Annotated in this window: 23 protein-coding genes; 9 read left to right on the top strand and 14 right to left on the bottom strand. The window is 68.3% G+C overall.

Annotated elements, in window-relative coordinates:
• Positions 1-14 precede the first annotated feature (14 nt).
• The 6 genes from nadD to ACLJPD_RS23805 form a co-directional block, all read right to left on the bottom strand.
• Complete coding sequence (gene nadD / locus ACLJPD_RS23830; RefSeq protein WP_101463962.1) at positions 15-656, bottom strand: nicotinate-nucleotide adenylyltransferase; 642 nt, start codon at positions 654-656, stop codon at positions 15-17.
• Positions 657-667: 11 nt separating this feature from the next.
• Positions 668-1,654, bottom strand: a complete 987-nt coding sequence (locus ACLJPD_RS23825; RefSeq protein WP_410875002.1) for a hypothetical protein — start codon at positions 1,652-1,654, stop codon at positions 668-670.
• Positions 1,655-1,815: 161 nt separating this feature from the next.
• Positions 1,816-2,157 (bottom strand): MmcQ/YjbR family DNA-binding protein, encoded by a 342-nt coding sequence (locus ACLJPD_RS23820; RefSeq protein ID WP_410875001.1) that lies wholly within the window; start codon positions 2,155-2,157, stop codon positions 1,816-1,818.
• Positions 2,158-2,170: 13 nt separating this feature from the next.
• Entirely contained in the window at positions 2,171-3,562 is a 1,392-nt protein-coding gene (locus tag ACLJPD_RS23815) for a vWA domain-containing protein (protein WP_410875000.1), read from the bottom strand.
• Between the two features lie 2 nt (positions 3,563-3,564).
• Positions 3,565-4,437, bottom strand: a complete 873-nt coding sequence (locus tag ACLJPD_RS23810) for an AAA family ATPase (RefSeq protein WP_410874999.1) — start codon at positions 4,435-4,437, stop codon at positions 3,565-3,567.
• A gap of 2 nt (positions 4,438-4,439) precedes the next feature.
• Complete coding sequence (locus ACLJPD_RS23805) at positions 4,440-5,705, bottom strand: glutamate-5-semialdehyde dehydrogenase (RefSeq protein ID WP_410874998.1); 1,266 nt, start codon at positions 5,703-5,705, stop codon at positions 4,440-4,442.
• 227 nt (positions 5,706-5,932) lie between these two features.
• On the opposite strand from ACLJPD_RS23805, the gene ACLJPD_RS23800 reads away from it, so the two are divergent.
• The 6 genes from ACLJPD_RS23800 to ACLJPD_RS23775 all read left to right on the top strand — a co-directional run bounded on the left by ACLJPD_RS23800 (position 5,933) and on the right by ACLJPD_RS23775 (position 14,174).
• Positions 5,933-6,808 carry a ribokinase gene (locus tag ACLJPD_RS23800; protein ID WP_410874997.1) on the top strand — a complete coding sequence of 292 codons (876 nt, stop codon included), beginning with the start codon at positions 5,933-5,935 and terminating at the stop codon, positions 6,806-6,808.
• A gap of 79 nt (positions 6,809-6,887) precedes the next feature.
• Complete coding sequence (locus ACLJPD_RS23795) at positions 6,888-9,011, top strand: RecQ family ATP-dependent DNA helicase (protein WP_410874996.1); 2,124 nt, start codon at positions 6,888-6,890, stop codon at positions 9,009-9,011.
• 103 nt (positions 9,012-9,114) lie between these two features.
• Positions 9,115-9,504, top strand: coding sequence for a hypothetical protein (locus ACLJPD_RS23790; protein WP_410874995.1), 390 nt, complete (start codon positions 9,115-9,117; stop codon positions 9,502-9,504).
• Between the two features lie 267 nt (positions 9,505-9,771).
• A complete protein-coding gene (locus tag ACLJPD_RS23785; RefSeq protein WP_410874994.1) occupies positions 9,772-11,946 on the top strand; it encodes an MMPL family transporter in 2,175 nt (724 codons plus the stop codon).
• Positions 11,947-12,001: 55 nt separating this feature from the next.
• Positions 12,002-12,970, top strand: a complete 969-nt coding sequence (ligD, locus tag ACLJPD_RS23780) for a non-homologous end-joining DNA ligase (RefSeq protein WP_410874993.1) — start codon at positions 12,002-12,004, stop codon at positions 12,968-12,970.
• Between the two features lie 253 nt (positions 12,971-13,223).
• Positions 13,224-14,174, top strand: coding sequence for a D-isomer specific 2-hydroxyacid dehydrogenase family protein (locus ACLJPD_RS23775; protein ID WP_410874992.1), 951 nt, complete (start codon positions 13,224-13,226; stop codon positions 14,172-14,174).
• On the opposite strand, the gene ACLJPD_RS23770 is transcribed toward ACLJPD_RS23775, so the two are convergent.
• Positions 14,168-14,608 (bottom strand): response regulator transcription factor, encoded by a 441-nt coding sequence (locus tag ACLJPD_RS23770; protein WP_410874991.1) that lies wholly within the window; start codon positions 14,606-14,608, stop codon positions 14,168-14,170. The genes ACLJPD_RS23775 and ACLJPD_RS23770 overlap by 7 nt on opposite strands.
• On the bottom strand, positions 14,592-14,948 hold the full coding sequence (locus ACLJPD_RS23765; protein WP_410874990.1) for a DUF5602 domain-containing protein: 357 nt from the start codon (positions 14,946-14,948) through the stop codon (positions 14,592-14,594). Before ACLJPD_RS23765 ends, ACLJPD_RS23770 begins: the two co-directional genes overlap by 17 nt.
• Positions 14,949-15,142: 194 nt before the next feature.
• Between ACLJPD_RS23765 and ACLJPD_RS23760 the strand changes: the two genes are divergently transcribed.
• Genes ACLJPD_RS23760 through ACLJPD_RS23750 form a run of 3 tightly spaced genes read left to right on the top strand, consistent with a single transcriptional unit; the run spans position 15,143 to position 17,769 of the window.
• Complete coding sequence (locus ACLJPD_RS23760; RefSeq protein ID WP_410874989.1) at positions 15,143-15,874, top strand: ESX secretion-associated protein EspG; 732 nt, start codon at positions 15,143-15,145, stop codon at positions 15,872-15,874.
• A 36-nt stretch (positions 15,875-15,910) separates the two neighbouring features.
• Positions 15,911-16,285 carry a hypothetical protein gene (locus ACLJPD_RS23755; protein ID WP_410874988.1) on the top strand — a complete coding sequence of 125 codons (375 nt, stop codon included), beginning with the start codon at positions 15,911-15,913 and terminating at the stop codon, positions 16,283-16,285.
• The gene (locus ACLJPD_RS23750) at positions 16,282-17,769 is read left to right on the top strand and encodes a hypothetical protein (RefSeq protein ID WP_410874987.1); all 1,488 of its coding nucleotides are present in this window, start codon (positions 16,282-16,284) and stop codon (positions 17,767-17,769) included. Before ACLJPD_RS23755 ends, ACLJPD_RS23750 begins: the two co-directional genes overlap by 4 nt.
• A 288-nt stretch (positions 17,770-18,057) precedes the next feature.
• Here the strand turns inward: ACLJPD_RS23750 and proB are convergent, their stop codons facing one another.
• The 6 genes from proB to ndk all read right to left on the bottom strand — a co-directional run bounded on the left by proB (position 18,058) and on the right by ndk (position 25,920).
• Complete coding sequence (proB, locus tag ACLJPD_RS23745; RefSeq protein WP_410874986.1) at positions 18,058-19,188, bottom strand: glutamate 5-kinase; 1,131 nt, start codon at positions 19,186-19,188, stop codon at positions 18,058-18,060.
• 158 nt (positions 19,189-19,346) lie between these two features.
• A complete protein-coding gene (gene obgE / locus ACLJPD_RS23740; protein ID WP_410874985.1) occupies positions 19,347-20,810 on the bottom strand; it encodes a GTPase ObgE in 1,464 nt (487 codons plus the stop codon).
• 119 nt (positions 20,811-20,929) lie between these two features.
• Positions 20,930-21,196, bottom strand: a complete 267-nt coding sequence (rpmA, locus tag ACLJPD_RS23735) for a 50S ribosomal protein L27 (RefSeq protein WP_056821498.1) — start codon at positions 21,194-21,196, stop codon at positions 20,930-20,932.
• 24 nt (positions 21,197-21,220) lie between these two features.
• Entirely contained in the window at positions 21,221-21,532 is a 312-nt protein-coding gene (rplU, locus tag ACLJPD_RS23730; protein ID WP_194828727.1) for a 50S ribosomal protein L21, read from the bottom strand.
• 261 nt (positions 21,533-21,793) lie between these two features.
• The gene (locus ACLJPD_RS23725; RefSeq protein ID WP_410874984.1) at positions 21,794-24,976 is read right to left on the bottom strand and encodes a translation initiation factor IF-2 N-terminal domain-containing protein; all 3,183 of its coding nucleotides are present in this window, start codon (positions 24,974-24,976) and stop codon (positions 21,794-21,796) included.
• A 527-nt stretch (positions 24,977-25,503) separates the two neighbouring features.
• Positions 25,504-25,920, bottom strand: a complete 417-nt coding sequence (gene ndk, locus ACLJPD_RS23720) for a nucleoside-diphosphate kinase (protein ID WP_410874983.1) — start codon at positions 25,918-25,920, stop codon at positions 25,504-25,506.
• Between the last annotated feature and the right edge of the window lie 45 nt (positions 25,921-25,965).

Below are 25,965 nucleotides of genomic sequence, written 5' to 3'. Positions count from 1 at the left end.
CCATGTGGCTCAAGTCAGCTACCTTCCGTTCCTGCGGGCACGTAGAGGTGCCGCTTCGATATGTACTGCACCACGCCATCGGGGACGAGGTACCAGACCGGCCGACCCTCCGCGGCGCGGCGGCGGCATTCACTCGACGAGATGGCCAGCGCGGGAATCTCGACCATCGTCACGGCGTCGGCGGGAAGGTCCCGCAGATGCTCCTCGAGATGATCGGTGTTCAGTTCGTAACCCGGTCGGCTCACCCCGACGAACTTCGCCAGTTCGAACAGTTCGGTCCAATCCTGCCATGTCAGGATGTTGGCCAGCGCGTCCGCACCGGTGATGAAGTACAGCTCCGCGTCGGGGTGCGCGTTCTGCATCTCCCGCAGGGTGTCGACGGTGTAGGTGACCTTGTTGCGTTCGATGTCGGCCCGGCTGACCGAGAACCTCGGGTTCGACGCGGTCGCGATGACCGTCATCAGGTAGCGGTCCTCGGCCGGGCTGACCTGCTTGTTGACCTTCTGCCACGGCTGCCCGGTCGGCACGAAGATCACTTCGTCGAGCTCGAATCGGTTCGCGACCTCGCTCGCCGCGACCAGGTGGCCGTGGTGGATCGGGTCGAAGGTGCCGCCCATGACGCCGAGCTTGCGACGCGGCCGAGCTGTTTCGTGCATGAGGTCTGAGCTTAATCCGGGCGCCACGATCGAAGTGGACCGGACCACCGCGCGACGTCGTGGGGCTCGCGGGGCGACGACGTCTGCGCGCACATCTGAGCGAATTGGGCGCGGGTGCTTGTCAGCTCTTCGACGAGGTGCGCGGCCGGATCCGCGGTGACCCGGCGATCGAGTTCGGCCAGCAACACCTTGATCGTGACCCACCACGGCCCGCGCACATGCCCCCGCGGCCCGCGCAGCTGCAGCCAGGCGGCGGCGCGCAGGCAGCGGGCCCGCGGCACGATCATGTTCTGTTCGCCCCACAACCCCGCGGCGCGCAGGTAGCCACCGAGCGCCTCGGATTCCTGCCCGCAGCACTCGCGAGCGACCGCGGTCGACCAGACCAGGTCGGCATGGCGGCGGCGCTGCGCAGGCGAACCCGCGATCAGCCGCGCCGCCTCGGCGAACTGCCAGGCGGCCTGGCGGTAGCGGCCGAGGTGGTTCAGCGATTCGGCGAACTGGGTCCGCACCAGCGCGAGCTCGGCGGGCGGGTAGCCGACGGACAAGGTCAGCAATGGGCGGTCGAACGCCGCGACCGCCTGCGCATGCTGGCCTGCCCGGTGCCACGCGCGACCCGCGACCAACCACAGGTGGACCGCGTCGGGCGGGGAGATCGGCTGCCAGCAGGCGGCGGCCGAGGCGGCAGCTCGGGCGACATCACGGCCGCGGCCCGGCTGGGCGGCGACCGCGGTCACCAGCTGAGTGCGCATCGCGGCGAGTTCCCGTCCGCAGAGCTCCCCGGCGCCGACGACCAAGGCTCGACGCAACTGCTCCTCCGCCGCCGCGGGAGCATCCACCAGTCGCGCCGCGGCGGTCTCGGCTAGCCGCCGTGCCGCGCGTGCCCCGGAACCGGGCACGAGATGCCCGGCGTCGATGCCGAGCGGACCCGCCGGTACCTGGCCCGTGTTGTCGGGTTCACCTAGGGGACAATCGGTTTCGTCCGTGAGCGGGTCGGTCACCGGGCGGACCATGCGCAGCCGACGAGCGCGCAGTCCGACCGCACCATCCCTACATTCGATATCCGTCGACCGGATCGCTCGTCGTCGCGCGACGCCCCTGCCAGCATGGCGCGATCTTGGTAGTCAGACCATGTGAGGCGCTTAACGTCGGCTGAAGTTCGTCAGACGGTGGGGCGCTTGGACTTCGGGAGCTTGGCGAGGACCGCGTCGTAGGAGGCGTCGATCAACTCACGCAGTTCGTCGTCAGGCACCGCGCCGCCGACTCGGATGCTGTTCCAGCCGTAACGGCCGATGTAGGCCGATACGGTGACGTCGTCGGGGTAGATGTTGACCAGTTCATCGGCTTCGGTGCGGTCGCGGCCGCATTTGAGGCCGATCGACGTGCCCGCGCCGAGGAAGGCGAAGATCTTGTCGCCGACCTTGGCCACGGTGTCGCCCTCCCACGGCTCGTCTTCCCAGGCACCGGGTTTGGTCAAGCAGTAGGCCAGCACGTCCACACTCATCCTGGAAGCTCCTTCAGACAGGCAACAATCGGGAGACCACCTCGGTCAGCTGCCGAGCTGATCTGCATTCGTGCATCTCGATCACCGAACCGTAGTCGTGAGCAGCCGAATCGCCTGTCCCCCACAGGTTTTTAGCTTCGGGGTTCAGCCAGTGTGCGTGCCTTGCGGTGCCGACCAATTCGCGCAGAGTGTCCAGTCTCGGGTTGCGGTAGTTGGTGCGGCCGTCGCCGAGGACCAGCAGCGAGCTACGGCTGGTGACGGCGTCGCCGAAATTCTCGGCGAAGCTGGTGAGCGCGTAGCCGTAGTCGGAGTGCCCGTCGGAGTCGATGATGCGTGACTCGGTGAAGATCCGGGTCATCACATCGTCGAGACCCGCGTACGGCTCGAAAAAGCTGGTGACCTCGTCGGTGCGGTCGACGAACGCGAAGATCCGCACCCGCGAGAACTGCTCACGCAGCGCGCTCACCAGTAGCAACGTGAAGTTGCTGAACCCGGCCACCGAGCCCGAGATGTCGCACAGCAGCACCAGTTCCGGCCGGCCGGGGCGCGGTTTGCGGTTCACCAGGTCGATCGGCACGCCGCCGGTCGACATCGAGGCGCGCAGGGTTTTGCGCAGATCGATCTCGCCGCGCCTGGCTCGTTTGCGCCGCACCGCCAGCCTGGAGGCCAGGATTCGGGCCAATCGCTGGGTGCCGCGGCGCAGTTCGGTGAGCTCGCGTTCGGAGGCGCGTAAGAAGTCGGCGTCCTCGGCCTGGCGGGCGACACCGTAGGTCGCGACGCGTTCGCGCCCGATCTGTTCGGCCACGCGCCGGTTGGTCTCGGCTTCCACGCTCGCCCGGAATCCCGCGATGCGTTCCCTGGCGACGCGGCGGGCCACCTCGGTCTCGCGCTCGCCGGCGTCCGGCGGCAGGGCGAGTCCCGCCAGCACCTTGGCCAGCAAAGACTGTGGCGCAAGATCTTTGAGCGCCTGGTACGCGGAGAACGAGGGTCCGCGCGCGGACTGGTACTGCCCGAGTTGCTCGACCACCTGCCCGGCCAGCATCTGCAGCCGGTCGCCACTGTCCTCGGCGGCGAGCAATTCGGCGAGTTGCTCGCGTAGGGCGGCCAGGTCGATCTGGCCGTCGGAGGTGCGCGGCAGGTCAGGAGCGTCGGCCGTGCGATCACCCACGGCGATGGGAAACCACAGGTCGAACAGTCCGTCGAAAGTGGCACGATGGGTGGGCCTGCGCAGCAACGCACAGGCCAGCCCTTCGCGCACCGCCTCGCGGTCGAGCAGGTCCAGCACGGTCAGCACGCGGCCCGCGTCGACGGTCTCCGACGGACCGACCGGCACGCCACGGGCCCGGAGCGCACCGACGAAACCGGCGACGTGGCCGCCGATTCCGTGCGGCGCGGGCGCGGTCATGATCAGGCCAGTTTCAGCTCGGCCAGCGCACGCTGGTGATCGCTACGGTGCTTGAGCACCACGCCGAGCGTGGCGCGCACTGTCGCGTCGTCGAGGTCGGCGGCGCCGAGCGCGAGCAAGGTGTTGCCCCAGTCGATCGTTTCGGCGACCGAGGGCAGCTTCTTGAGTTGCATGCCGCGCAGTACGTGCACGACCCGCACGAGTTGCTCGGCCACGGTGCTCGGCAGTTCGGGCACGCGGCTGGCGAGGATGCGGCGCTCGAGGTCTTCGTCAGGGAAGTCGATGTGTAGGTACAGGCAGCGGCGTTTGAGCGCCTCCGACAGTTCCCTGGTCGCGTTCGAGGTGAGTACCACGAACGGCTTGCGGGTGGCGGTGATGGTGCCCAGTTCCGGCACGGTCACCGCGAAATCGCTGAGCACCTCGAGCAGCAAGCCCTCGATCTCGACGTCTGCCTTGTCGGTCTCGTCGATCAGCAGCACCGTCGGCTCGGTGCGGCGGATGGCGGTGAGCAGGGGGCGCGAGAGCAGGAATTCCTCGGTGAAGACGTCGGCTTTGGTTTCGGCCCAATCGTTTTCACTCGACGCCTGGATGCGCAGAATCTGCTTGGCGTGGTTCCACTCGTAGAGTGCGCGGGCCTCGTCGACGCCCTCGTAGCACTGCAGGCGCACCAGTTCGGCGTCGGCGACCTGGGCCACCGCTCGCGACAGTTCGGTCTTGCCGACGCCGGCCGGGCCTTCGATGAGTAGCGGTTTACCCAGCCGATCGGCAAGGAAAACCGAGGTAGCCGTTGCCTTGTCGGCCAGGTACCCGGTGGTGGCGAGCCGGGCGATGACATCCTCGACCGAGGTGAAGATCGGTTCCTGTACGAGAGTCATGGTCACACCGGCCGAATCTGGCCGTCGCCCCACACGATCCACTTCGTGGAGGTGAGTTCGGGCAGGGCCATCGGGCCGCGGGCGTGCAACTTCTGGGTGGAGATGCCGATCTCGGCGCCGAAGCCGAACTGCTCACCGTCGGTGAACGCGGTGGACGCGTTCACCATCACCGCGGCGGCGTCGACGCGGGCGGTGAACTCACGGGCGGCGGCCAGGTCGGCGGTGACGATGGCCTCGGTGTGGCCGGTGCCCCAGGTGTTGATGTGGTCGACGGCGGCATCGAGATCGTCGACGACCTTCAGCGCGATGTCCATGGTGAGGTACTCCTCACCCCAGTCCGCATCGGTGGCGGGGACCTGACCGGGCAGATCACCGTGGATGGTGACGCCCGCGTCGTCGAGTGCCTTGCTGAGGCGGGGCAGCGCGGTCTCGGCGACGGCGGCGTCGATGAGTACCGTCTCGGCGGCGTTGCAGACGCTGGGGCGGCGGGTCTTGGCATTGAGCACGATGGCCTCGGCCATGTCCAGGTCGGCGGCCGAGTGCACGTACACGTGGCAGTTGCCGGTGCCGGTCTCGATGGTGGGGACCTGTGCGTCGCGGACGACGGCGTTGATCAGGCCCGCACCGCCGCGCGGGATCACCACGTCGACCAGACCGCGGGCCTGGATCAGGTGGGTGACGCTGGAACGGTCGTGGCTGGGCAACAGCTGTACGGCATCGGCCGGGATGCCTTGGGCGACAAGGGCTTCGCGCAATACTTCGACCAGGGCGGCGTTGGAGTTCGCGGCCGAGGACGACCCGCGCAGCAGCGCCGCGTTGCCCGACTTGAGGGCGAGGCCGAACGCGTCGACGGTGACATTGGGCCGTGCCTCGTAAACCATGCCGACCACACCGAGCGGAACACGGGTCTGGCGGATCTCGAGGCCGTTGGGCAGCGTGGAACCGCGCACGATGACGCCGACCGGATCCGGCAGCGTGGCGACCTGACGCAGACCCGAGGCGATGCCGTCGACGCGGGCCTTGGTCAGCCGCAGCCGGTCGAGCAGATTCTCCTCGGTACCGGCGGCCTGCGCGCTCGCGATGTCGTCGGCATTGGCCGCGAGCACCCGATCGGCGGCGGCGAGCAGGGCGTCGGCCGCCGCGTGCAGTGCGTCGTTCTTCTGCGCCGTGGTCAGCTGAGCCAGCACCCGGGACGCGACGCGAGCCCTGCGGGCGGCGTCGTGCACCGCTGCGCGGATGTCGAGCTCGGGGGTCACTTCTACCGTCATGGGTATCAGCCTACGCAGGCCACCACGCGCGCTCGCCGCCGCCCAGGGCCCGGAATACCCCTCCGACCGGCACCGGGACCGAGTTGTCCACAGGTTCGGCGACGCCGTCGGCGGAGTTGTCCACAAGGCGCGAGCACTGGTCTTCTGTGTGCGGTCGTCGACCGGCCGAGAGCCGCGAATCGCCCGAACCCGGTAGGAGCGGCAGCGGCACCACTAGATTGACCGCCATGGATCGCCCTGATTCGCCGACCGTCGTCGTACTCGGCAGCGTCAACATGGATCTGGTCACGACAACCGCACGCAGGCCCGCACCGGGCGAAACTGTGCTCGGATCCGAGTTCGCGACAGTGCCCGGCGGGAAGGGCGCGAATCAGGCGATCGCGGCGGCCCGGTCCGGGGCACGGGTGCGGTTTCTCGGCGCGATCGGCGATGATGCGTTCGGAACGGAGTTGGCGGCCACACTGTCGGAGGCAGGGGTCGACACCACCTTGCTACGCAGGGTCGATGGTGCCAGCGGCATCGCCACGATCGTCGTCGACGACACCGGCGAGAACAACATCATCGTGGTCGCGGGGGCCAACGGCCGAGTGACCGAGCTGACGAACACCGAACTCGCGGCGATCGCGGACGCCGACATCCTGTTGTGTCAGCTGGAGATTCCGATCGATACTGTGCTCGCCGCCGCTCGACATGCACGCACGTCGGGAACCGTCGTCGCGCTCAATCCCTCGCCGGTTGCGCCGTTGCCCGCCGACCTCTGGGCCGCCGTGGACCTCGCGATCGTGAATTCCCTGGAATCCGAGCAATATTCGGCCGAGCTGGCACAGGTCGCGCACGTGGTGCGCACGCTCGGCAGGAACGGGGCGGAGTATCGCGGCGCGGAGACAGACGAGCTCTCCGTCGGGGGTCTCACCGTCGACGTGGTCGACACGACCGGCGCTGGTGACACGTTCACCGGCGCACTGGTCGCAACCTGGAATCAAGGGGCGACGACTGCCCTGACCTGGGCGAATACCGCCGGATCGCTGGCAACCACCCGCCTCGGCGCGAGCTCGTCCATCCCTGACAGCGCACAGATCGCGGCAGCGCTCACCACGGGCTGACCTGTCGGGCGCGGTGAATATCGGGTGCGGAATTGTGCTGCCGATCGAACCTGTCGGAGGTGTCGGGCACTATGGCCCCATGACCTCACCCGCAGGCAACAATGTGCTCGACCTGACGGCTCCTGACCTGCGTGAACGAGCCGAGGAGCTGCTCCGTGAGCTCGCAGGCCCGGACGCGCGGTTGCGGGAGGATCAGTGGATCGCGATCGAAGCGCTGGTGGTGCAGCGCAGGCGGGCGCTGGTGGTGCAGCGGACCGGGTGGGGTAAGTCGGCGGTGTATTTCATCGCGGCCAAGTTGCTGCGGGGGGCAGGGCGAGGGCCGACGGTGATCGTGTCGCCGTTGCTGGCGCTGATGCGTAACCAGGTGGCGGCGGCCGAGCGGGCCGGGGTGGTGGCGGCCACGATCAACTCGGGCAATGTCACCGAGTGGGACGAGATCCATCAGCGGGTGGCCGACGGTGAGGTCGATGTACTGCTGGTGAGTCCGGAACGGCTGAACAACCCCGACTTTCGTGATCAGGTGCTGCCGCGGCTGGCCGCCGATGCCGGGCTGGTCGTGATCGACGAGGCGCACTGTGTGTCGGACTGGGGGCACGACTTCCGGCCCGATTACCGCCGCATCCGCACGCTGATCGCCGACCTGGGATCCGAGGTGCCGGTGCTGGCGACCACCGCGACCGCCAACGACCGGGTGGTCACCGATGTGGCCGGACAGATCGGCACCGACACGCTGGTGTTGCGCGGCACACTGGATCGGGAGTCGCTGCATCTGTCGGTGGTGCGGTTCGACGACGCGGTCCAGCGCACGGCCTGGCTGGGCGAGCAGCTCAACCGGATGCCGGGTTCGGGCATCATCTACTGCCTCACCGTCGCCGCCGCCAACGATCTGGCCGACCTGCTCACCTCACACGGTCACACCGTCGCCGCCTACACCGGGCAAACCGACCCGGCCGAACGCGAGGTGCTCGAAGCCGCTCTGCTGAACAACGAGGTCAAAGCGTTGATCGCGACGTCGGCGCTCGGCATGGGTTTCGACAAGCCGGATCTGGGATTCGTCGTGCACGTCGGGGCGCCGTCCTCACCGATCGCGTATTACCAGCAGGTCGGGCGTGCGGGTCGCGGCACCGAGCGCGCCGAGGTCGTCCTGCTGCCGGGGCCGGAGGACGCCCGGATCTGGAGTTACTTCGCCTCCGTCGCCTTTCCGCGTGAGCACATCGTGCGCTCGGTCCTCGCCGCACTGGACACCGACCGGGCGATGTCGACGGTCGCGCTCGAACCGCTGGTCGAGCTGAACCGATCGCGCCTCGAGATGGTACTGAAGGTGCTCGATGTCGACGGTGCCGTCCGGCGGGTCCGCGGTGGGTGGCTCTCGACCGGCCAGGACTGGACCTACGACACCGAACGCTACGAGGGCCTGGCCGCGGCACGCGATGCCGAGCAGCAGGCGATGATCGACTATCAGTCGACGTCGACGTGCCGGATGACCTTCCTGCGCCGCCAACTCGACGACCCTGGCCTGGACGGGCTCGCGACCGCTGACCTCGATTGCGGCCGCTGCGACAACTGCACCGGCACCCGTGCCGACACCACCGTCGACGAGGCCGCGATCGCCGCCACCCGAGCCCGCCTCGACCGTCCCGGCCTCGACCTCGCCCCTCGTAAACAATGGCCAAGTGGCATGGCGAAACTGGGAATCCCGCTGTCGGGCAAGATCTCCGGCGGTGCCGAAACCGGTCGTGTGCTCGGCAGGCTCACCGACCTCGGCTGGGGCATGCGCCTGCGCGCCCTGCTGGACGCCCCCGACGCCCCGGTGCCCGACGCGGTCTTCGACGCCTGCATCGCGGTGCTGCGCGACTGGACCTGGACCACCCGTCCCACCTCGGTACTTGCCCTCGAATCCGCCCGCTACCCCCAACTCACCACCAGCCTGGCCCAACGGCTGGCCCAGGTCGGCAAACTCGACAACCTCGGCACCCTGCACACCAGACCCGACCGCCCTCCGGTCTCGGCGGCGAACTCCGCTCACCGAGTAGCCGGCCTGTTCGACTCGTGGGAGATCCCCGACCTCGCCGCCGTCAGCGGCCCCATCCTCCTCGTCGACACCCTCACCGACACCGGCTGGACCATGACCGTCGCCGCCCACGCCCTCCGTGCCGGCGGCGCCGACGCTATCCTGCCCTTCGCCCTGGCAACCCCCACCTGACCGACCCGACCACCGACAACCCGCCGATCCCCGACCCACCACAAATACCCAACACGCCGCCCAGATTGTGTGCACCCTCCGTCACCAGTGCTTGAATGCGCCTATGACCAGGACCACATTTGCTCGAACCCTGATGGCCGTTGCCGCGGGCTGTGCGGCCGGATTCACCCTTTTGACCGTTCCCGCCCAGGCGTCGAACGAGAACCCCCTCGACTGCGCGGGCGTGCCCGGCGCGCAGGCCGCCGCCGACCGCGAGAGCGCCATCCGCGGCATCGCCATCACGCCGCTGTGCTTCAGCGGTGGTCTCTACAGCGGCATCCACGCCGGCATCCCGCTGGCGGTGCTCAACCCGCTGACCATGCCGGGCACCGCAAGCGTGTGTGTGGCGGAACGCGAAACCGTCGAGGCGGCAGCGAAATTCGAATGGACCGAACAGGTCCACGTAATGCCGATGTGCATCCAGAACCGGGCATTCGGCGTCTACGAGCTGTAATTCCGCCCCTGAGGTAGCGGTCCGCACGGAGTTGATCCGTGCGGACTTTTTTTGCCCCTTGCTCTATACGTATACATCTACTTATAGTGAGTCGGACGGATCACACGCAACTACCGACAACTGAAGACGGACCCACGACGACGGCCCGAAACAAGGGGCACGCCGCTCGCACACCCATGCCTACATGCGCACTGCCTTATCGAATCGGAGCGATCGATGACCACCCACCCCCACCCGGCTGCCGCTGCCGGGAAAGGAAAAACCACCATGTTCGCCAGACTGGGACGCGTCGTCGTCCACCATCCCTGGAAAGTGATCGGGCTCTGGGTGCTCGCGATCGTCGCCGTGTTGTCGACGGCGCCGACGCTCACCGCGACGACCGACCAATCCGAGTTCCTGCCTTCACATTACGAGTCGATTCAGGCGATGAAGCTGCAGGAGCAGGCATTTCCGCAGCACGCCGCGCCCGCCGCGCTCATCGTGGTGGTGCGCGCGGACGGCGCGGCGCTGACCGAGGACGACTCGATCGCGGTCACCTCGGCCGCCGCCGCACTCACCGCACGGAATATCAAGGGTGTCACCGGTATTCAGGTGACACCGCCGTCGGAGAACCGCCTGGTCCAGGTTGTCGCGGTGCAGATGACCAAGCTCACCGACGCCGCCGACAAGACCCAGGGCGAGGCGGTGAAGAGCCTGCGCGAGCAGCTGAAGGAACAGGTGCGTGATACCGGGTTGAAGGCAGGCATCACCGGCACGGCCGCGCAGACCCTCGATCAGACCGAGGAGGGTGAGAAGGGCATGGCGATCATCGGTATCGCCACGATCGTGCTGATCCTGGTGCTGCTGCTGATCATCTTCCGCAGCCCGGTCATCGCCTTGCTGCCGGTGATCACCATCGGCGCGATCTCGAGCACGGTCAGCGGCCTGATCGCCATGGCGGCCAAGGCTTTCGACCTCGATATCGACACGTCGATCAGCGCGATTCTGCTGGTCGTGCTGTTCGGTGTCGGCACCGACTACATCCTGTTCCTGATGTTCCGCTACCGGGAACGGCTGCGGGCGGGCGACGATCCGAAGACCGCGATGGTCAACGCCGTGACCCGCGTCGGTGAGGCCATCACCTCGGCCGCGGCCGCCGTGATCATCGCGTTCATGGCACTGACGCTGTCGAGCCTCGGCATGTTCCGGGCGATGGGTCCGGCGCTGGCGATCGCCGTCGCGGTGGCGCTGCTGGCCGGTCTCACACTGGTACCCGCGATCGTCTCGCTGCTCGGTACCAAGGTGTTCTGGCCGTCGAAGGCGTGGCAGGTCGAGCCACGGGGTGCCCGGTTCGGCGCGATCGGTGCGGCGATGGGCAGGCGGCCCGGCGTGTTCGCCGTCGCCTCCGGCGGTGTGCTCGTAGCGCTCGGGGTGTTCGCGGTCGGCTTCGATCCGACCTTCGATCTGAGCTCGGGTTCCACCTCCGACGCCTCGGAGTCGGTGGTCTTCACCACCGAGTTGCTCAAGGGCATGCCCGCCGGTGCCACCCAGCCCTCGGATGTGCTGCTGCACTCGCCCGGCGGGCCGCTGGGCGATGACCAGCTCACGACATACCGGACGGCATTGACCCAGGTCGAGGGCGTCGGACAGGTCGGGCAGGCGCAGCTGTCACCGGACCGCACGATCGCGAACTTCCAGGTGACCCTCACCAACACACCGGAATCCGATGCCGCACTCGACACAGTGGCCGGTCCGCTGCGCGAAATCGCGCATCAGGCGGCACCCGCGGGGGCGACGGCGGCGGTCGGCGGTATGACCGCGATATTCGTCGACTTCGAGGACGCGATGAACCACGACTACGCGATCGTGTTCCCGGTGGCCGCGATCCTGATCATGCTCGTGTTGGCACTGCTGCTGCGCAGTCTCGTCGCACCCTGGTACCTGATGGCCTCGGTGTTCCTCGGCTTCGCCGCGACCCTCGGCGCGACGGTGCTGGTGTTCCAGCACATCCAGGGTGAGAACGGCCTGATCTTCACGCTGCCGGTGATCATGTACCTGTTCGTCGTCGCGCTTGGCACCGACTACAACATCCTGATGGTCGCCCGCTTGCGGGAAGAAGCCCGCGAGGGGCACACCCCACGCGAGGCAGCGGCGCTGGCCGTGCGGCACACCGGGCCGACGGTGGCCGCGGCCGGACTCATCCTGGCGGGCACGTTCGCTTCGATGATGTTGGCCGGCAACAGCACGCTGTCGCAGATGGGCTTCGCCATCTCGGTGGGCATCGCGATCGCCGCGTTCGTGATGGCACTGTTCTTCACCCCCGCGGTGACCGCGCTGCTCGGGCGCCGCGCATGGTGGCCCGGCCACGGCGGTGACAGCGACGAGGACAAGAAGTCCCGCTGGGCAGCGCATTCCTACGCCGAGAGCTACTACACGCCGCCGACGCAGCGCAGTCGCCGGTAACGCGCAGACCGACGCAGGCTCGCTCCCCCGCCGGGAGCGGGCCTGCTCGTCTATCGTGGGGCGGGTGGCCAAGTCTGCGGCGCCTGCGGTCGAACTTCCGGTGGGTGAGCACACGGTGCGGGTCAGCAATCCCGACCGGGTGTATTTTCCCGAGCTCGGCCTGACCAAGCTCGACCTCGTGCAGTACTACCTCGGTGTCGGGGACGGGATCGTCAACGCGCTGCGCGACCGACCGTGCATGCTGCACCGATTCCCCAAGGGACTTGCCGGTGGGAAGGTGCACCAGAAGCGGGTGCCCGCAGGTGCGCCGGACTGGATTCCGACGGTGCGCGTGTATTTCCCGCGCTACGGCAGGCATGCCGACGAGCTGTGTGTGCGGGAGCTCGCGGACGTGATCTGGGCTGTGCAGATGTCCACGGTGGAGTTCCATCCCTGGAATTCGCGCGCCTCCGATACCGAGTCACCCGATGAGTGGCGCATCGATCTCGATCCGATGCCGGACTGCCCGTGGTCACGGGTGCAGCGGGTCGCCGGGGTGGTGCACGAGGTGCTCGACGAGCTCGGGGCGGTCGGCTGGCCCAAGACCTCCGGCGGGTCCGGGTTGCACGTGTATGTGCGGATCGCGCCGGAGTACGGGTTCGCGCAGGTTCGACGGGCCGCGCTCGCGTTCGCGCAGGAAGTGGAGCGTCGCGCGCCCGAGGATGTCACCACGGCCTGGTGGCGCAAGGATCGCGATCCCGCGCAGTTGTTCGTCGACTACAACCAGAACGCGCGCGACCACACCATCGCCGCCGCCTACTCCGTGCGTGGGGTACCGGAAGCGACCGTGTCGACGCCGGTTCGCTGGACCGAGATCGACGACATCGTCCCGCGGGACTTCACTGTCCGAACCGTGCCTGCCCGCTATGCCGAGCTCGGCGACCTGCAGGCCGACATGGACAAGGCCGTCTTCGACATCGCACCCCTGCTGGAACTGGCCGATCGGCACGGCACCGAAGAGCCCGTCGACCTCGACGAATCGTGAACCGTCCAGGTCCGACACCGTCCGAAACCATGATGCGGCGAGCCGCCGACCGATGAGCGTCGCGACCATCCGGTCAGCGCGCGTCAGGCGAGAACTCATGGTCGTCGGCCGCGCACAGGATGGGACAGGGAGGGCGCGGCGGCGGCGGCGACAGCGACGAGGAAGAATCAAGGGCCGGGACCGCGCGCGGTGCCTATAACCGTTGAAGCCGCGTACCGCGGCGCAGACTCACCGATCGACCCAGGAGGTCTCTGTGCAGGAATCCGCGACCACGATCGCGATCGCCCCGGATCAGCAGGCGCCGCGTTTGCTCGAGAAAGCGGTAGTCGGGGCGGGCGCTCGGGTCGGTGAGCTCGCGGAGGCCGACGCACTGATCTGGCTGGGCAAGCCCGGCGACTTCCCGGCGACCCTGCCGTCGTCGGTGCGCTGGGTACAGCTGCCCGCCGCGGGGATCGAGGACTTCTTCGACGCGGGCGTGTTCACCGCGCACCCGGATGTTCGGTTCACTTCCGCGGCAGGCGCGTTCTCGCACAGTGTCGCCGAACACGCGCTGATGATGTTGCTGGCCGGGGTGCGGTATCTGCCCGAGCACTTGCGGGCGACGTCGTGGCAGCAGCGTGAGTTCTTCCCGCATATCGGGTCGTTGCGGGGAAAGACCGTGACGATCGTCGGCGCGGGTGGGATCGGGCGCGCGTTGATCCCGATGCTGGCGCCGCTGGGTGCGCATGTGATCGCGGTGAACCGATCGGGACGCCGGGTCGAGGGTGCGGGCATCCCGTCCGACGTGGAGACGGTGCCCGCCGATCAGCTCGCACGGGTGTGGTCGCACACCGATCATGTGGTGGTCGCGGCCCCGGCCACCGCGCAGACCCGCCACCTCATCGGCGCGGACGAACTCGCCCGGCTCAAGCCGTCGTCGTGGGTGATCAATGTGGCCCGCGGCAGCCTGATCGACACCGCCGCGCTGGTCGACGCGCTGACCGGCGGATTGATCGGTGGCGCCGGACTCGACGTCACCGACCCGGAGCCGCTGCCCGACGGGCACCCGCTGTGGACATTGCCGAACGCGATCATCACCCCGCACGATTCGAACCCGCCGCAGCTGCGGTTGGCGGCGTTCGCCGATCATGTCGGGGCGAATGTGGCGCGGTTCGTCGCGGGCGAGCCGCTGGACGCGATCGTCGAGACCGCGCGCGGCTACTGAGGGATTCGGCCGCTCACCCAGGCGGCTATCTGGCTGCGTTTCGCGAAGCCGAGTTTGGTGAGAATGTGCTGGACATGGTTCTGCGCGGTGCGGTCGGAAAGTACCAGGGCACTGGCGATCTCGTGATTGGTGAGGCCGCGTGTCACCAGGGCGGCCACCTCGCGTTCGCGCGGTGTCAGTGCGGCGCAATTGCTTTCGCGGGCGGCCACGACCCGAAGACGATCCGCCCACGGCCGCATGCCGTAGGAGACCGCTTGCGGCAGAGCCCTTTTTGCGAGGGTGACCGCCTCGGCCGTGTCGGCGCGGCGCAGTAGCAGCTCGGCGAGCTCGCAATCGGCTTCCACGGCGAAACCCGGGGCCCCGATCGCCCGGGCCGTCCGGGCGGCGGTGCCCAGTTCGGTGCGTGCCGCATCCGGATCATTCCAGTGCCGCACCGAATTTACCCAGCCAGAAGGTGAGATGGTTGACCACCGTGCCCTCGGCTTCCTTCGGGAACGCCATGCCGGGGCTGGCCGGTGGTGGACCTTCTGGCATCGCGGCGGGCATCGGCAGTCCTTCCAGGGCTGACTCCTGGATGCGCAGGCCGAGTTCGGTGGGATGGCCGTCCTCATCGGTGGTCACGTAGGTGCGGATCTGGCCGTTGCCCATGGACCGCTCGTCGCCGTAATAGGTCTTCGGGCCGGAATCGTCGCCGCACGCGGCCGCGGAGGCGAGGACCAGCGCCGCCGCCAGCGCCGTGGTGAGTAGTCGCGCGCGCCGCCTGATATCGGACATGACCGCTCCCTTCGATGGGGTCAGTCATGAACGTAGAAGGGTTTTCCGACCTGAGCGTCCGCCGAAATACTCATCCGAGGTACTCATAGCGCCACAAGTTTCGGTTCGAAAGGTTCGGCGGGTGAACGGCAAGCCGAAAGTGGACACGCCGGTTAGTCTGTTCTCGTCCTGGTTCGGTATGGATGGGATCGGCAATGAGATGGACCTTCACCGCTGACGAATTCGCGCACGTCTGGCGGGAATCGGGTCGCGATCGCATGCCGTTTCCGCTGCGTGTGCTCGAATCACCGCGCACCGAGAACGACGCCGCCCGATTGCGCGCGGGCCTGCACGACCGACTACCCGGGAGCGACCCCGACCTCGCCGCCTGCCTGCGGATCCTCGCCGAACCGCATGCCAGGGTGGTGCTCGTCGGTGGCGCCCACACCCCCGGCAGCGAAATCCGGCTCCTCGCCTGCGCGGTGTACGACCACGCGGTGCTGCTGGTACAGGAACCGAGTACCCGGCCCGATTACGGTGGCAGCGTGCGTGTTTCGATCGGGCACAGCGCCGGGATCGGCGCTCGCGTCGCGTCCTGTCTGCCCGATACTCCGCCCGGCCGCGAACCCGCGCGCGAAGCCGCGACCGAGGCGGTGCGCGACGAGGAAACCGTGCGCGCCACCCACCCCGCGGTGCCACGCATCCAGCGATTATTGCGCAGACCGCACACCGCCGAGGGCCATATCCGCATCGAAACCGGCCTCGACCACACGGTGCCGAACCCGCCGGTGCACTACAGCTGGATCGACGTGGCCGATGACGGTCGCTACCTGCTGCGAGCGGGCGAGACCGTGCACGTGGTGCCCGCGTCAACTGGTCAACTGGCCGCACAGTTGCAGCGAAGGTTGGTGCCTGCGCACAGTTCGCACAGCAGAAGGTCCGGCTAACCTGGACTCCACCGCATCATCTGGAGGGGAGACGCGATGACGATCGAGAGCAGCAGAGCCGAGATCTCCCGGTTCCGCAGTGCCGCCGCGGCGGGGACACTGACATTCGACCCCGAAGCCGCACGCCAGTGCGCCGACCTCTACGAACAGCAGGCCGAACACCTCGCCCAGTTGCGTCATGGACTCGAAACTGCCGCCGAGACAGCCGGATTCGGCGGATTCGTCTCCGCCCAGCAGCTGCAGGCGGGTTTCGCGCACAAGGCACGCGACGCCGCCGAACTGCTCGACCGCTACATCGAGGCGGCCTACCGGATGAAAGAGGCATTCCTGCTCAGCGCGGGCCTCTACGAGGAAGCCGATGCCGCCGCGGCCGCCGCCCTGCGCGCCGTCGACACGAGGGTGCGCGGATGAGTACCGATCCCACCTACATCAGTGCGATGGAACATTTCGAATCCATGCCGCACGAACAGATCTACGCGCGTGCCCAGGAGATCGACGCCGGTGCCGTTCTCGGCGCGTCGATCACCTGGCTGGAGACCGCCGCCACCCTCACCACCTCGATGCCACTGACCAGATCCGGCGCCGACCGGGTGATCGACGAAACCGGCTGGTCCGGTCCCGCCGCCGACGCCGCCGCTGCGAGCACCCGCAGCTTCGCCGCCTCCATCGACGAACTCGCGGTGGTGATGGCCGAAGTCGGCGCCCGGCTCGGTGGGGTCGCCGCGGCCGCCGAAGCGGTGAAGTTGGCCGTCGTCGCACCCGGCGGATCGGGCCCGATCGGGGCGATCGCCCGCCTGCTGGAGAGCGCGCGGGTGATCGACGCGCAGATGGCGGCCGAGGCATTGCGCCAGGAAGCGTTGCTGGCGATGAACATGATCTACAAGCCGGCGTATTCGCTTGCCGGAACCGGTGTCCCAGCGCTGCCCACCGCGCCCGGAGAGACGGAGTCACCCTCGGGTCGAGGTGGCGCACCCGCGCAGGGCAACGGGTCGACGCCGAGCCCCAGCACGAACCCCCCTGCACCACAAAGCAGTTCGCCGGAATCGCCACAGACCCCGGAATCCGGCGATGCTCCGGCACCCGGCACCACTGCGACACCAGGCGAAGACCCCGCCGCCCGAACTCCCGCCCCCACGGAAAGCCCCGCGCCCCAGGATCAGGGCTCCACTCCACAGCCCCCGACACCGGAGACCCCCACTCCCACCACCGAACCGCCCGCACCGTCGACCGAGCCGCCCGCACCTTCGACGGAAGCACCCACTCCCACCACCGAAGCCCCCGCACCGTCGACCGAGCCGCCCGCGCCATCGCCGGAAGCACCCACTCCCACCACCGAACCGCCCGCGCCATCGTCCGAACCGCCCGCGCCATCGTCCGAGTCGCCTGCGCCATCGCCGGAAGCACCCGCTCCCACCACCGAGCCGCCCGCACCCCAGAGCCAGGCGCCGACCACTCCCCCGCCGAGTTCGCCCAGCGAGACACCCGCTCCCCCGCCCTCGCAGCCGAGCCAGCTACCGACACAGCAGGATTCGAACCCTCCGACACCGAAGCCACCGACCACAGAGCTACCCGCACCGCCGCCGGTCTCGACGTCACCCCAGCCGCCAGCCACCGAGCCGACGCCACCGCAAGCCCCAGCGCCCCCACCGGAACCACCCGCCCAGCCGAACGTCCCCGCCCCGACCTCGGAGCTCCCTGCCTCACCAGCCCCACCCGGACGCCAAGCGCCACAACCACTCCCGCTACCAGGCATGCCCGACATGTCCGACCCAGGCGGCCAGCCCGGCGTCACCGGCCCGGTCCCCGGTGCCGACGTATCCCCCTCCCAGCCCGCCACCCCGAAGCCACCCCCGCCGGAAACCGATCAACCAGGCGTCGTGCCACAACAGCGGTAGACCGTTCACCCCAAATCCGCCATGACCGCACTCCCAACCCCGCACCCGCGACCCATAGGGAGCGGCGGCCACGAAGTGGCCGGTCCGCGGCCGGGTCGCCGGTCAGGCGCCGTTGCGTAGGCGACGAAGGAGCAAGCAACGGTGCCTGACCGGCGGCCCCTCGGGGCCGCGGACACGCGCGCGCCAGCGCGCCAATAAACACAGCCAGCGCCCCCCGGACTACTCAAACCCCGGTCATCTCTTCACCGACCCACAGCTGTAAACCACGTGACAGCACGAAGTCTCGCTTCAGACCTTGACCAGATCATCCGCGTGAATCACCGGACGCTGCATGGTGTCGGGAAGATCAGTAGTAGAACGCCCGAGCATGGACATGACTTCAGTGCTGTCGTACTCGATAACCCCCCGCGCAACAACCTCGCCATCAGGGCTGACCAGATCAACCACATCACCACCGAAGAACCGACCACGGATACCGACGATGCCCGCGGCCAACAGCGAGTGCCGTTGACCTACCGCATCGACAGCCCCCGCATCGAGCAGCACCGCACCGCGAGGATCAGCGGCATGGCGAACCCAGAACTTACGCCCGGACAGCCGAATCGGGCGGGCGGCGAACGCAGTGCCAACGGCCCCATCGGTAAGAGCGGACGAAGCGTCGGCAGCCGAGGCCAACAGAACGGGAATGCCCGCGTCAGCAGCGAGACGGGCGGCGGACAGTTTGGAAGCCATGCCACCGGTGCCGAGCGCGCCACCGCTGCCCGCGATGACACCGTCGAGGTCGGCGCTGCCGCGCACCTCGGGAATGAAGTTGGCGGCACCCTTGCGCGGGTCACCGTCGTAGAGGCCTGCCACATCCGACAGCAGAATCAGTGCGTCGGCGCCCACCAAATGCGCGACGAGGGCGGCGAGGCGGTCATTGTCGCCGAAGCGGATCTCCTCGGTAGCGACCGTGTCGTTCTCGTTCACCACCGCGATCGCGCCCAGCGAGCGCAACCGATCGAGGGTGCGCTGGGCGTTGCGGTGATGCTCGCGGCGGGCGAAATCGTCTGCGGAGAGCAGGATTTGACCGACCGTGCGGCCATAGCGGGCGAACGAGGTTCCCCAGGCATGAGCGAGGGCCAGCTGGCCGACACTGGCCGCGGCCTGCTTGGTGGCCAGATCCTTGGGCCGCTTCGACAGCCCGAGCGGTGCGAGTCCCGCGCCGATCGCGCCCGAGGACACGACCACCACATCCGAACCCGCCCGCATCCGCGCTTCGACCGCGTCGGCCAGCAGATCGAGTCGGCCGGTGTCGAGGCCGCCTTCGAGGCTGGTCAACGCCGACGAACCGATCTTCACCACGACGGTGCGCGCCGACACGATCGCCGCGCGTCCCTGACTCAGCTCCGAATGATTCAGCTCCGAATCCACCTGCATCGCCCAACTCCCTGCACCACGATCACCGAGCTACCTCGCCAACCATCGCAGTATGCCGATCCAACAGTCACGCCCGACAGCCATTTTCGCCGGGCGCGACGATGACTGGGCCAACGCCGACATCCACACCATCGCTGGCACGGCCCTAGGTACCCACCTCACTCTTTGCGTTCACCGTTTTCATCGAGCAGTCCACGCCGCGCCTGCGAGGCGAGCTTGCGCTCGGCCGCACCGATTCGGTCGTTGGTCTCCAGTCGGAGGTCGGTACCGCGGCCGGTCGGCTGCATATCGACACCCGCCGAGATCATCGGCTCCCACTCGAAGGTGACACCGGCGATGGTGACCGGGCAACCCTGCTTGGCACCCTGCTTGACCAGCTCGGCTTCGACACCGAGGCGAGCCAACCGGTCGGCCAGGTAGCCGACGGCTTCGTCGTTGTTGAAATCGGTCTGGCGAATCCAGCGCTCGGGGCGAGTGCCACGCACGATGAAACCACCCGCCTCCTCCGGGTCTGCGATGACACTGAAACCGGTCTCGTCGGTCGCGATCGGGCGGATGATGGTGCGCTTTGGCGCGGCCTTGGGGTGATCCTCGCGATACTGACGAACCATGTCGGCCAGCGCGAAAGTCAACGGGCGCAGGCCCGCGCGGCTCACGGCGGAGATCTCGAACACCGGCCAGCCACGTTCGGCGAACTCGGCGGACACCATTTCGGCCAGCTCGGCCGCATCGGGCACGTCGGTCTTGTTGAGGATCACCACGCGCGGGCGGTCGGCCAGATCACCGAGGCTGGCGTCACCGGACAAAGCGGGCTTGTAGGCGGCGAGCTCGGCTTCGAGCGCGTCGACGTCGGAGACCGGGTCGCGGCCGGGTTCCAGGGTCGCGCAGTCGACGACGTGGGCGAGCACCGCGCAGCGTTCGATGTGGCGCAGGAAGTCCAGGCCGAGGCCGCGGCCTTCGCTGGCGCCGGGGATCAGGCCGGGCACGTCGGCGATGGTGAAGGTCGTGTCACCGGACAGCACGACGCCCAGGTTGGGAACCAGCGTGGTGAACGGGTAGTCGGCGATCTTCGGCTTTGCCGCGGACAGCACCGAGACCAGCGACGACTTGCCCGCGGAGGGGAAACCGACCAGTCCGACGTCGGCGACCGACTTCAGCTCGAGAACGACATCGACCTCGTCGCCCTCTTCACCGAGCAGCGCGAAACCGGGCGCCTTGCGGGCCTTCGACGCCAGCGAGGCGTTGCCGAGGCCACCGCGGCCGCCACGGGCGATGATGAATCGGTTGCCCGCGCCGACGAGGTCGCAGACCACCTTGCCGTCGTCATCGACGACGACCGTGCCGTCGGGGACCTGCAGCACCAGATCGGCGCCGTTCTTGCCCTCCCGGTTGCTGCCCTCGCCCGGCTTGCCGTTGCCTGCTTTGGCGTTGGGGTGGAAGTGGAAATCGAGCAGGGTGTGGACGTTGGCGTCGACCTCTAGGATCACGTCGCCACCGCTGCCGCCGTTGCCGCCGTCGGGCCCGCCGAGCGGCTTGAACTTCTCACGATGCACCGAGGCGCAACCGTGTCCACCTCTACCGGCACGAACATGCAGCACGACGCGGTCGATGAATTTGGACATGGGTTGATCCTCCTCCTTCTGACTTGTCGTTTTCGGTAAGGGTGGGGCGAACACGACAGAGCGGGTCAGGAAATCCCTGACCCGCTCTGGTGTCCGTGGGGAGCTGACGCTCCAGGCGGTCAGGCCTGGACCGGCTCCGGTACGACGATGTTGACGGTCTTGCGGCCACGCTTGGTGCCGAACTCGACCGCGCCCGCCTCGAGGGCGAACAGCGTGTCGTCGCCACCACGGCCGACGTTCACGCCCGGGTGGAAGTGGGTTCCACGCTGACGGACCAGGATCTCGCCCGCGCTGACCTTCTGGCCGCCGAAACGCTTCACGCCGAGGCGCTGGGCGTTCGAATCGCGGCCGTTCCGGGAGCTGGATGCGCCCTTCTTATGTGCCATTGCTTCGTCTCCTCGGGAAAATTCTTACTTGATGCCGGTGACCTTGATGACCGTCAGCGGCTGACGGTGACCCTGGCGCTTGTGGTAGCCGGTCTTGTTCTTGAACTTGTGGATCCGGATCTTCGGGCCCTTGGTCTGGTCGATGACCTCAGCGGCCACGGAGATCTTGGCCAGCTTGTCGGCGTCGGTGGTCAGATCGGTGCCGTCGACGACGAGAACCGGGGTCAGCGCCACGGCGGTGCCGACGGGACCCTCGATCTTCTCGACCTTCACCAGGTCACCGACCGCGACCTTGTACTGCTTTCCGCCGGTCTTGACGATTGCGTACGCTGCCATCGGTCGGCTTCCTCCACTCACATCGGTTCTGCACATGTCCACGCCGCAGCTGCGACGCGTATTTCTGGGCTCATCCCCGCAGAGCGGGGGAAGAACGTTTGCTGCCTGCGGTATACACCCGGCCTGTTCGGCCAGATGCTCAATCACTGGGCAGCGACCGACCTAGGTTACCAGAGCGATATGCACTCCCCCAATTCGGCCGGTCAGAGGCCGAATCGAGGGCTTGCGTGCGCGAACGGATCCGCGCACGCAAGCATCGAGCTACTTCGAATCCGCCGGTGCGCCCGCGGGACGACCCACCGCGCGACGGCGCGGCTTGCGTTCCGGGACGACAACGGGTTCCGCGGCGAAGTCCACGACGGCCGCCGCGGGCGGCTGTTCGTTCGCCGACACGACGAACACGGCTCCCGCGCTGTCCGGTGCGGGTGCTGCCGTCGACCGGGCTACGCGACGCCTCCGAGGTGCCCGCGGGGCGGGTTCCTCGGCGGGCACAACCGGTTCGGGCTCGACAGCAGCAGCAGGTTCGGGCTCGGCGACCGGAGTCGGTTCGAGCTCGGCAGCCACGGCCGATTCGGGCTGTGCGTCCTCGATGACCGGCGTCTCGGCGACCGCGGCGCTGTCGGCCGGGGCCGAGCTCACCTCGTCCTCCTCGACCTCGGCCGCCGCCTGCTCGCCGGAGATGACCCCGGTGAGCGGACCCTCGGTGCTCGCCTCGGTGCTCGCGGCAGCGGCACCACGGCCCGACCGGCGCGACCGTGACCGGCGCGACCTCGTCGGCTCGGCGGGCGCTTCCTCGACGACCTCGATGTGCTCGTCGGTGTGCTCGTCGTCGTGATGACCTGTCATCGCGAGCACGACCGGGTGGGCACGCTTGACCGCGATGTCCTCCTCGGCGTGTTCGGCGGCCGGTGCGGTGCCGTTGGTCGCCGGTGCCGCGACGGCGGGCTTGTCGCGGTCCTTGCCGCGGCGACGGCGCGAACCGCTCTCCTTCGACCGCAGCTCCTCGACGCCCGACCCGGAATCCACCGGGTAGGAGTGCACGAGAATGCCGCGACCGTGGCAGTGCTCACAGGTGGTGGAGAACGCCTCGACCAGGCCGGTGCCCAGCTTCTTGCGCGTCATCTGGACCAGGCCCAGCGAGGTGACTTCCGACACCTGGTGGCGGGTGCGGTCGCGTCCGAGTGCCTCGGTGAGACGACGCAGCACCAGGTCACGGTTGGATTCGAGGACCATGTCGATGAAGTCGACGACGATCATGCCGCCGATATCGCGCAGCCGCATCTGGCGCACGATCTCCTCGGCCGCTTCCAGGTTGTTCTTGGTGACGGTCTCCTCGAGGTTCGACGAGCCGGAGCCGGTGAACTTGCCGGTGTTGACGTCGACGACGGTCATCGCCTCGGTGCGGTCGATCACCAGGGTGCCGCCCGAGGGCAGCCACACCTTGCGATCGAGTGCCTTGGCCAGCTGCTCGTCGATCCGGAAGGCGTCGAACACGTCGACACCGTTGTTCTCGTGCCGGTTGACCCGCGCCAGCAGGTCGGGCGCGACGGTGCGGACGTAGGTCTCGACGGTGCTCCACGCGCGGTCACCTTCGATGACCAGCTTGACGAAGTCCTCGTTGAACAGGTCGCGGATGACCTTGACCAGCATGTCGGGCTCTTCGTAGAGCGCCTTCGGTGCGTTGGTCTCCTTGGCGGCGGCCTCTTCGATGGTGCGCCAGGCAGCCTGCAGCCGCTCGACGTCGCGGGCCAGTTCGGGCTCGCTCACACCTTCGGACGCGGTCCGGATGATCACCCCGGCATCGGACGGCACGATGTCGCGCAGGATCTCCTTGAGCCGCTTGCGCTCGGTATCGGGCAGCTTGCGGCTGATCCCGGTCGACGTGCCACCGGGCACGTACACCAGGAACCGGCCGGCGAGGGAGATCTGGGTGGTCAAGCGGGCGCCCTTGTGACCAACCGGGTCCTTGGACACCTGCACCAGCACCTGATCGCCGGGCTTGAGCGCCTGCTCGATCTTGCGCTCGCGACCACCGAGACCGGCGGCTTCCCAGTTCACCTCACCGGCGTAGAGCACACCGTTGCGGCCGCGGCCGATGTCGATGAACGCCGCTTCCATGCTGGGCAGCACGTTCTGCACCTTGCCGAGGTAGACATTGCCCACCATCGACGCCTGACCGGAACTGGTCACGAAGTGCTCGACGAGAATGTTGTCCTCGAGGACCGCCACCTGGGTGGTGGTCTGGTGACCCGGCGCGTGCTCGGCCGGATCGAACGCCTTCTCGCGCACGACCATCACCCGGTCGACCGCCTCGCGGCGGGCCAGGAACTCCGACTCGGTCAGGATCGGCGGACGGCGACGCCCGGCTTCCCGGCCGTCGCGGCGGCGCTGACGCTTGGCCTCCAGGCGGGTAGACCCGGAGATGCCCTGCACTTCGTCGGGGTTATTGTTCGAGCTGGAACGTTCGCGACGCTTGTTGCGGGGCTCGCGCTCGTGCACGACGGTGTTCGGCGGATCGTCTTCGGTGGCCGCCTCGGCGTCAGCGGACTCACCGCCGACCTTGCGGCGGCGACGCCGACGGCGCCGACGGCTCGCGCCGTCGGAGGTGCCGTCTTCGTCGTCGGTGTCGGATTCGGTGTCTTCGGCCTCTTCGGCCTCGTCGGTGACCCGCGCGGCCGGCTGCTCGGCCTCGTCGGTGTCGTCGTCGTCGGAGTCGGTGTCCTCACCGTCGGCGGACTGCTCGCCGCGACCACGACCGCGACCACGACGACCACGGCGGCGGCGACGGGGCTGGCCGTCGGCATCGTTGTCGTCGTCGGTGACCTCGGCGGATTCCTCGGTGACCTCGGCCTCGGGCTCGATCTCCTCGACCGGCGGCGCGACGGGCTCTTCCCGCTTGGGGGTCCGCTCGGCGCGACGGCGCTTGCGGGCCTCCTCCGCGGCGGTGGCATCCGGCGGCAGGAACAGCGGCATGCCCACCGAAGCGGGCGCCTCGAAGGTCGCGGGCTCGGACCGCACGGGGGTTTCGGACGACCGGTGGGTGAACAGGTCGGTGTGCGCGTCCTCGCGCATCGCTGCGAACACCTCATTGGTGCCCGCGACGTGGGGCGCGGAGAACAGCGACGCGGGCGCCGCCGTGGTGTCGGCCGGCTGCTCGGCGACGGGGGTGGACGCAGCGCGCTTCTTCGCGCGCGTGGTGGGCGCGGGCGCCTCGGGTTCGCCGGATTCCGCGTCAGCGGCGGCGATCGAGTCGCGCACCGTCTCGGCGACCGAGCGGTCGACATTGGATTGAACGCTGCGCGCCTCGGCGCCCAGCTCGGCCAGTTTGGCCAGGATGCGTTTGCTGGTCACTCCCAACCGTTTGGCCAGTGCATGAACTCGAATTCGCTCCGGCAATTGATCGGCATCCTGTTGTGTTGTGTCCAGCGGCTCTTTTTCGGCCACGAAGTCTCCTCGGGCCCCCGGGCGCGTCCTTCCCCGGTACGGGAGTGACGCGGCCGACGCGGGGGCATCGTCCGTGCACCTCGTACCCGATGGTACGAGGGTCATCTGGTCTCGCCCCGCGTGTCCGGTCGCACCTTGATCGATCATCTGGCGGGCCAACCGGTCACACGGCGCCTGGCTGTACGGCGTGCCACCGCGCTTTCGAGCGCTCATCCAGCGTGCCTGGGCAACCCCAGCAACAGGGCCGTCCGTGGCAGCGATGATCGGCATCAACCGCGGTGTCATCCGGTCATGTTCGCCGCCGCGTCACGTACCTGCGCGACAGGTCGGCGTCGAACACATCCGTGGTCAGTATCCCATACCGTTCGCGCGGGGCTCGCCATCGGCGCGACTCACGCGAACTCCGCCCGCTCACGGCCGTCGTCTTCCCTGACGGGTCCGACGAGCGAAGGCGGCCCGGTCGAGCGGAATTCGATACCGCCTGACCGGGTCCTTCCTGTTGTACGTGCGCTACTGACCGACGCCGGTCAGGCGGGAAATTCGGGGAACCAGAGGGCGATCTCGCGCTTGGCGGACTCGGGCGAGTCGGATCCGTGGACCAGGTTGAACTGGGTCTCGAGGCCGAAGTCACCGCGGATGGTGCCGGGCACGGCCTTCTCGACCGGGTCGGTGCCACCGGCGAGCTGACGGAACGCCGCGATCGCGCGCGGGCCTTCGAGCACGGCCGCGACGACCGGGCCGGAGGTGATGAATTCGATGAGCGAGCCGAAGAAGGGCCGCTCGGCGTGTTCGGCGTAGTGCTCGCCCGCGAGTTCCGCGGACACGTTCTTCAGCTCCAGCGCCTTGAAGGTGAGGCCCTTGCGCTCGATACGCGCGAGGATCTCGCCGGTGAGGCCTCGGGAGACACCGTCCGGCTTGATGAGTACCAACGTCTGCTCAGTCACGGGGTAACCCTAGCGTCGGCCCCGTCAACCCGCCGATCGGGCCCT

It is taken from the genome of Nocardia sp. A7 (genome assembly GCF_046549215.1).
Lineage (GTDB): Bacteria > Actinomycetota > Actinomycetes > Mycobacteriales > Mycobacteriaceae > Nocardia.
This window is presented reverse-complemented; position numbering and strand designations above follow the sequence as displayed.

Coding starts and splice junctions, on each gene's coding strand:
- nadD (WP_101463962.1), bottom strand. CDS start 656: ATGCACGAAACAGCTCGGCCGCGTCGCAAGCTCGGCGTCATGGGCGGC.
- ACLJPD_RS23820 (WP_410875001.1), bottom strand. CDS start 2,157: ATGAGTGTGGACGTGCTGGCCTACTGCTTGACCAAACCCGGTGCCTGG.
- ACLJPD_RS23815 (WP_410875000.1), bottom strand. CDS start 3,562: ATGACCGCGCCCGCGCCGCACGGAATCGGCGGCCACGTCGCCGGTTTC.
- ACLJPD_RS23810 (WP_410874999.1), bottom strand. CDS start 4,437: ATGACTCTCGTACAGGAACCGATCTTCACCTCGGTCGAGGATGTCATC.
- ACLJPD_RS23805 (WP_410874998.1), bottom strand. CDS start 5,705: ATGACGGTAGAAGTGACCCCCGAGCTCGACATCCGCGCAGCGGTGCAC.
- ACLJPD_RS23800 (WP_410874997.1), top strand. CDS start 5,933: ATGGATCGCCCTGATTCGCCGACCGTCGTCGTACTCGGCAGCGTCAAC.
- ACLJPD_RS23795 (WP_410874996.1), top strand. CDS start 6,888: ATGACCTCACCCGCAGGCAACAATGTGCTCGACCTGACGGCTCCTGAC.
- ACLJPD_RS23790 (WP_410874995.1), top strand. CDS start 9,115: ATGACCAGGACCACATTTGCTCGAACCCTGATGGCCGTTGCCGCGGGC.
- ACLJPD_RS23785 (WP_410874994.1), top strand. CDS start 9,772: ATGTTCGCCAGACTGGGACGCGTCGTCGTCCACCATCCCTGGAAAGTG.
- ACLJPD_RS23765 (WP_410874990.1), bottom strand. CDS start 14,948: ATGTCCGATATCAGGCGGCGCGCGCGACTACTCACCACGGCGCTGGCG.
- ACLJPD_RS23760 (WP_410874989.1), top strand. CDS start 15,143: ATGAGATGGACCTTCACCGCTGACGAATTCGCGCACGTCTGGCGGGAA.
- ACLJPD_RS23755 (WP_410874988.1), top strand. CDS start 15,911: ATGACGATCGAGAGCAGCAGAGCCGAGATCTCCCGGTTCCGCAGTGCC.
- ACLJPD_RS23750 (WP_410874987.1), top strand. CDS start 16,282: ATGAGTACCGATCCCACCTACATCAGTGCGATGGAACATTTCGAATCC.
- proB (WP_410874986.1), bottom strand. CDS start 19,188: ATGCAGGTGGATTCGGAGCTGAATCATTCGGAGCTGAGTCAGGGACGC.
- obgE (WP_410874985.1), bottom strand. CDS start 20,810: ATGTCCAAATTCATCGACCGCGTCGTGCTGCATGTTCGTGCCGGTAGA.
- rpmA (WP_056821498.1), bottom strand. CDS start 21,196: ATGGCACATAAGAAGGGCGCATCCAGCTCCCGGAACGGCCGCGATTCG.
- rplU (WP_194828727.1), bottom strand. CDS start 21,532: ATGGCAGCGTACGCAATCGTCAAGACCGGCGGAAAGCAGTACAAGGTC.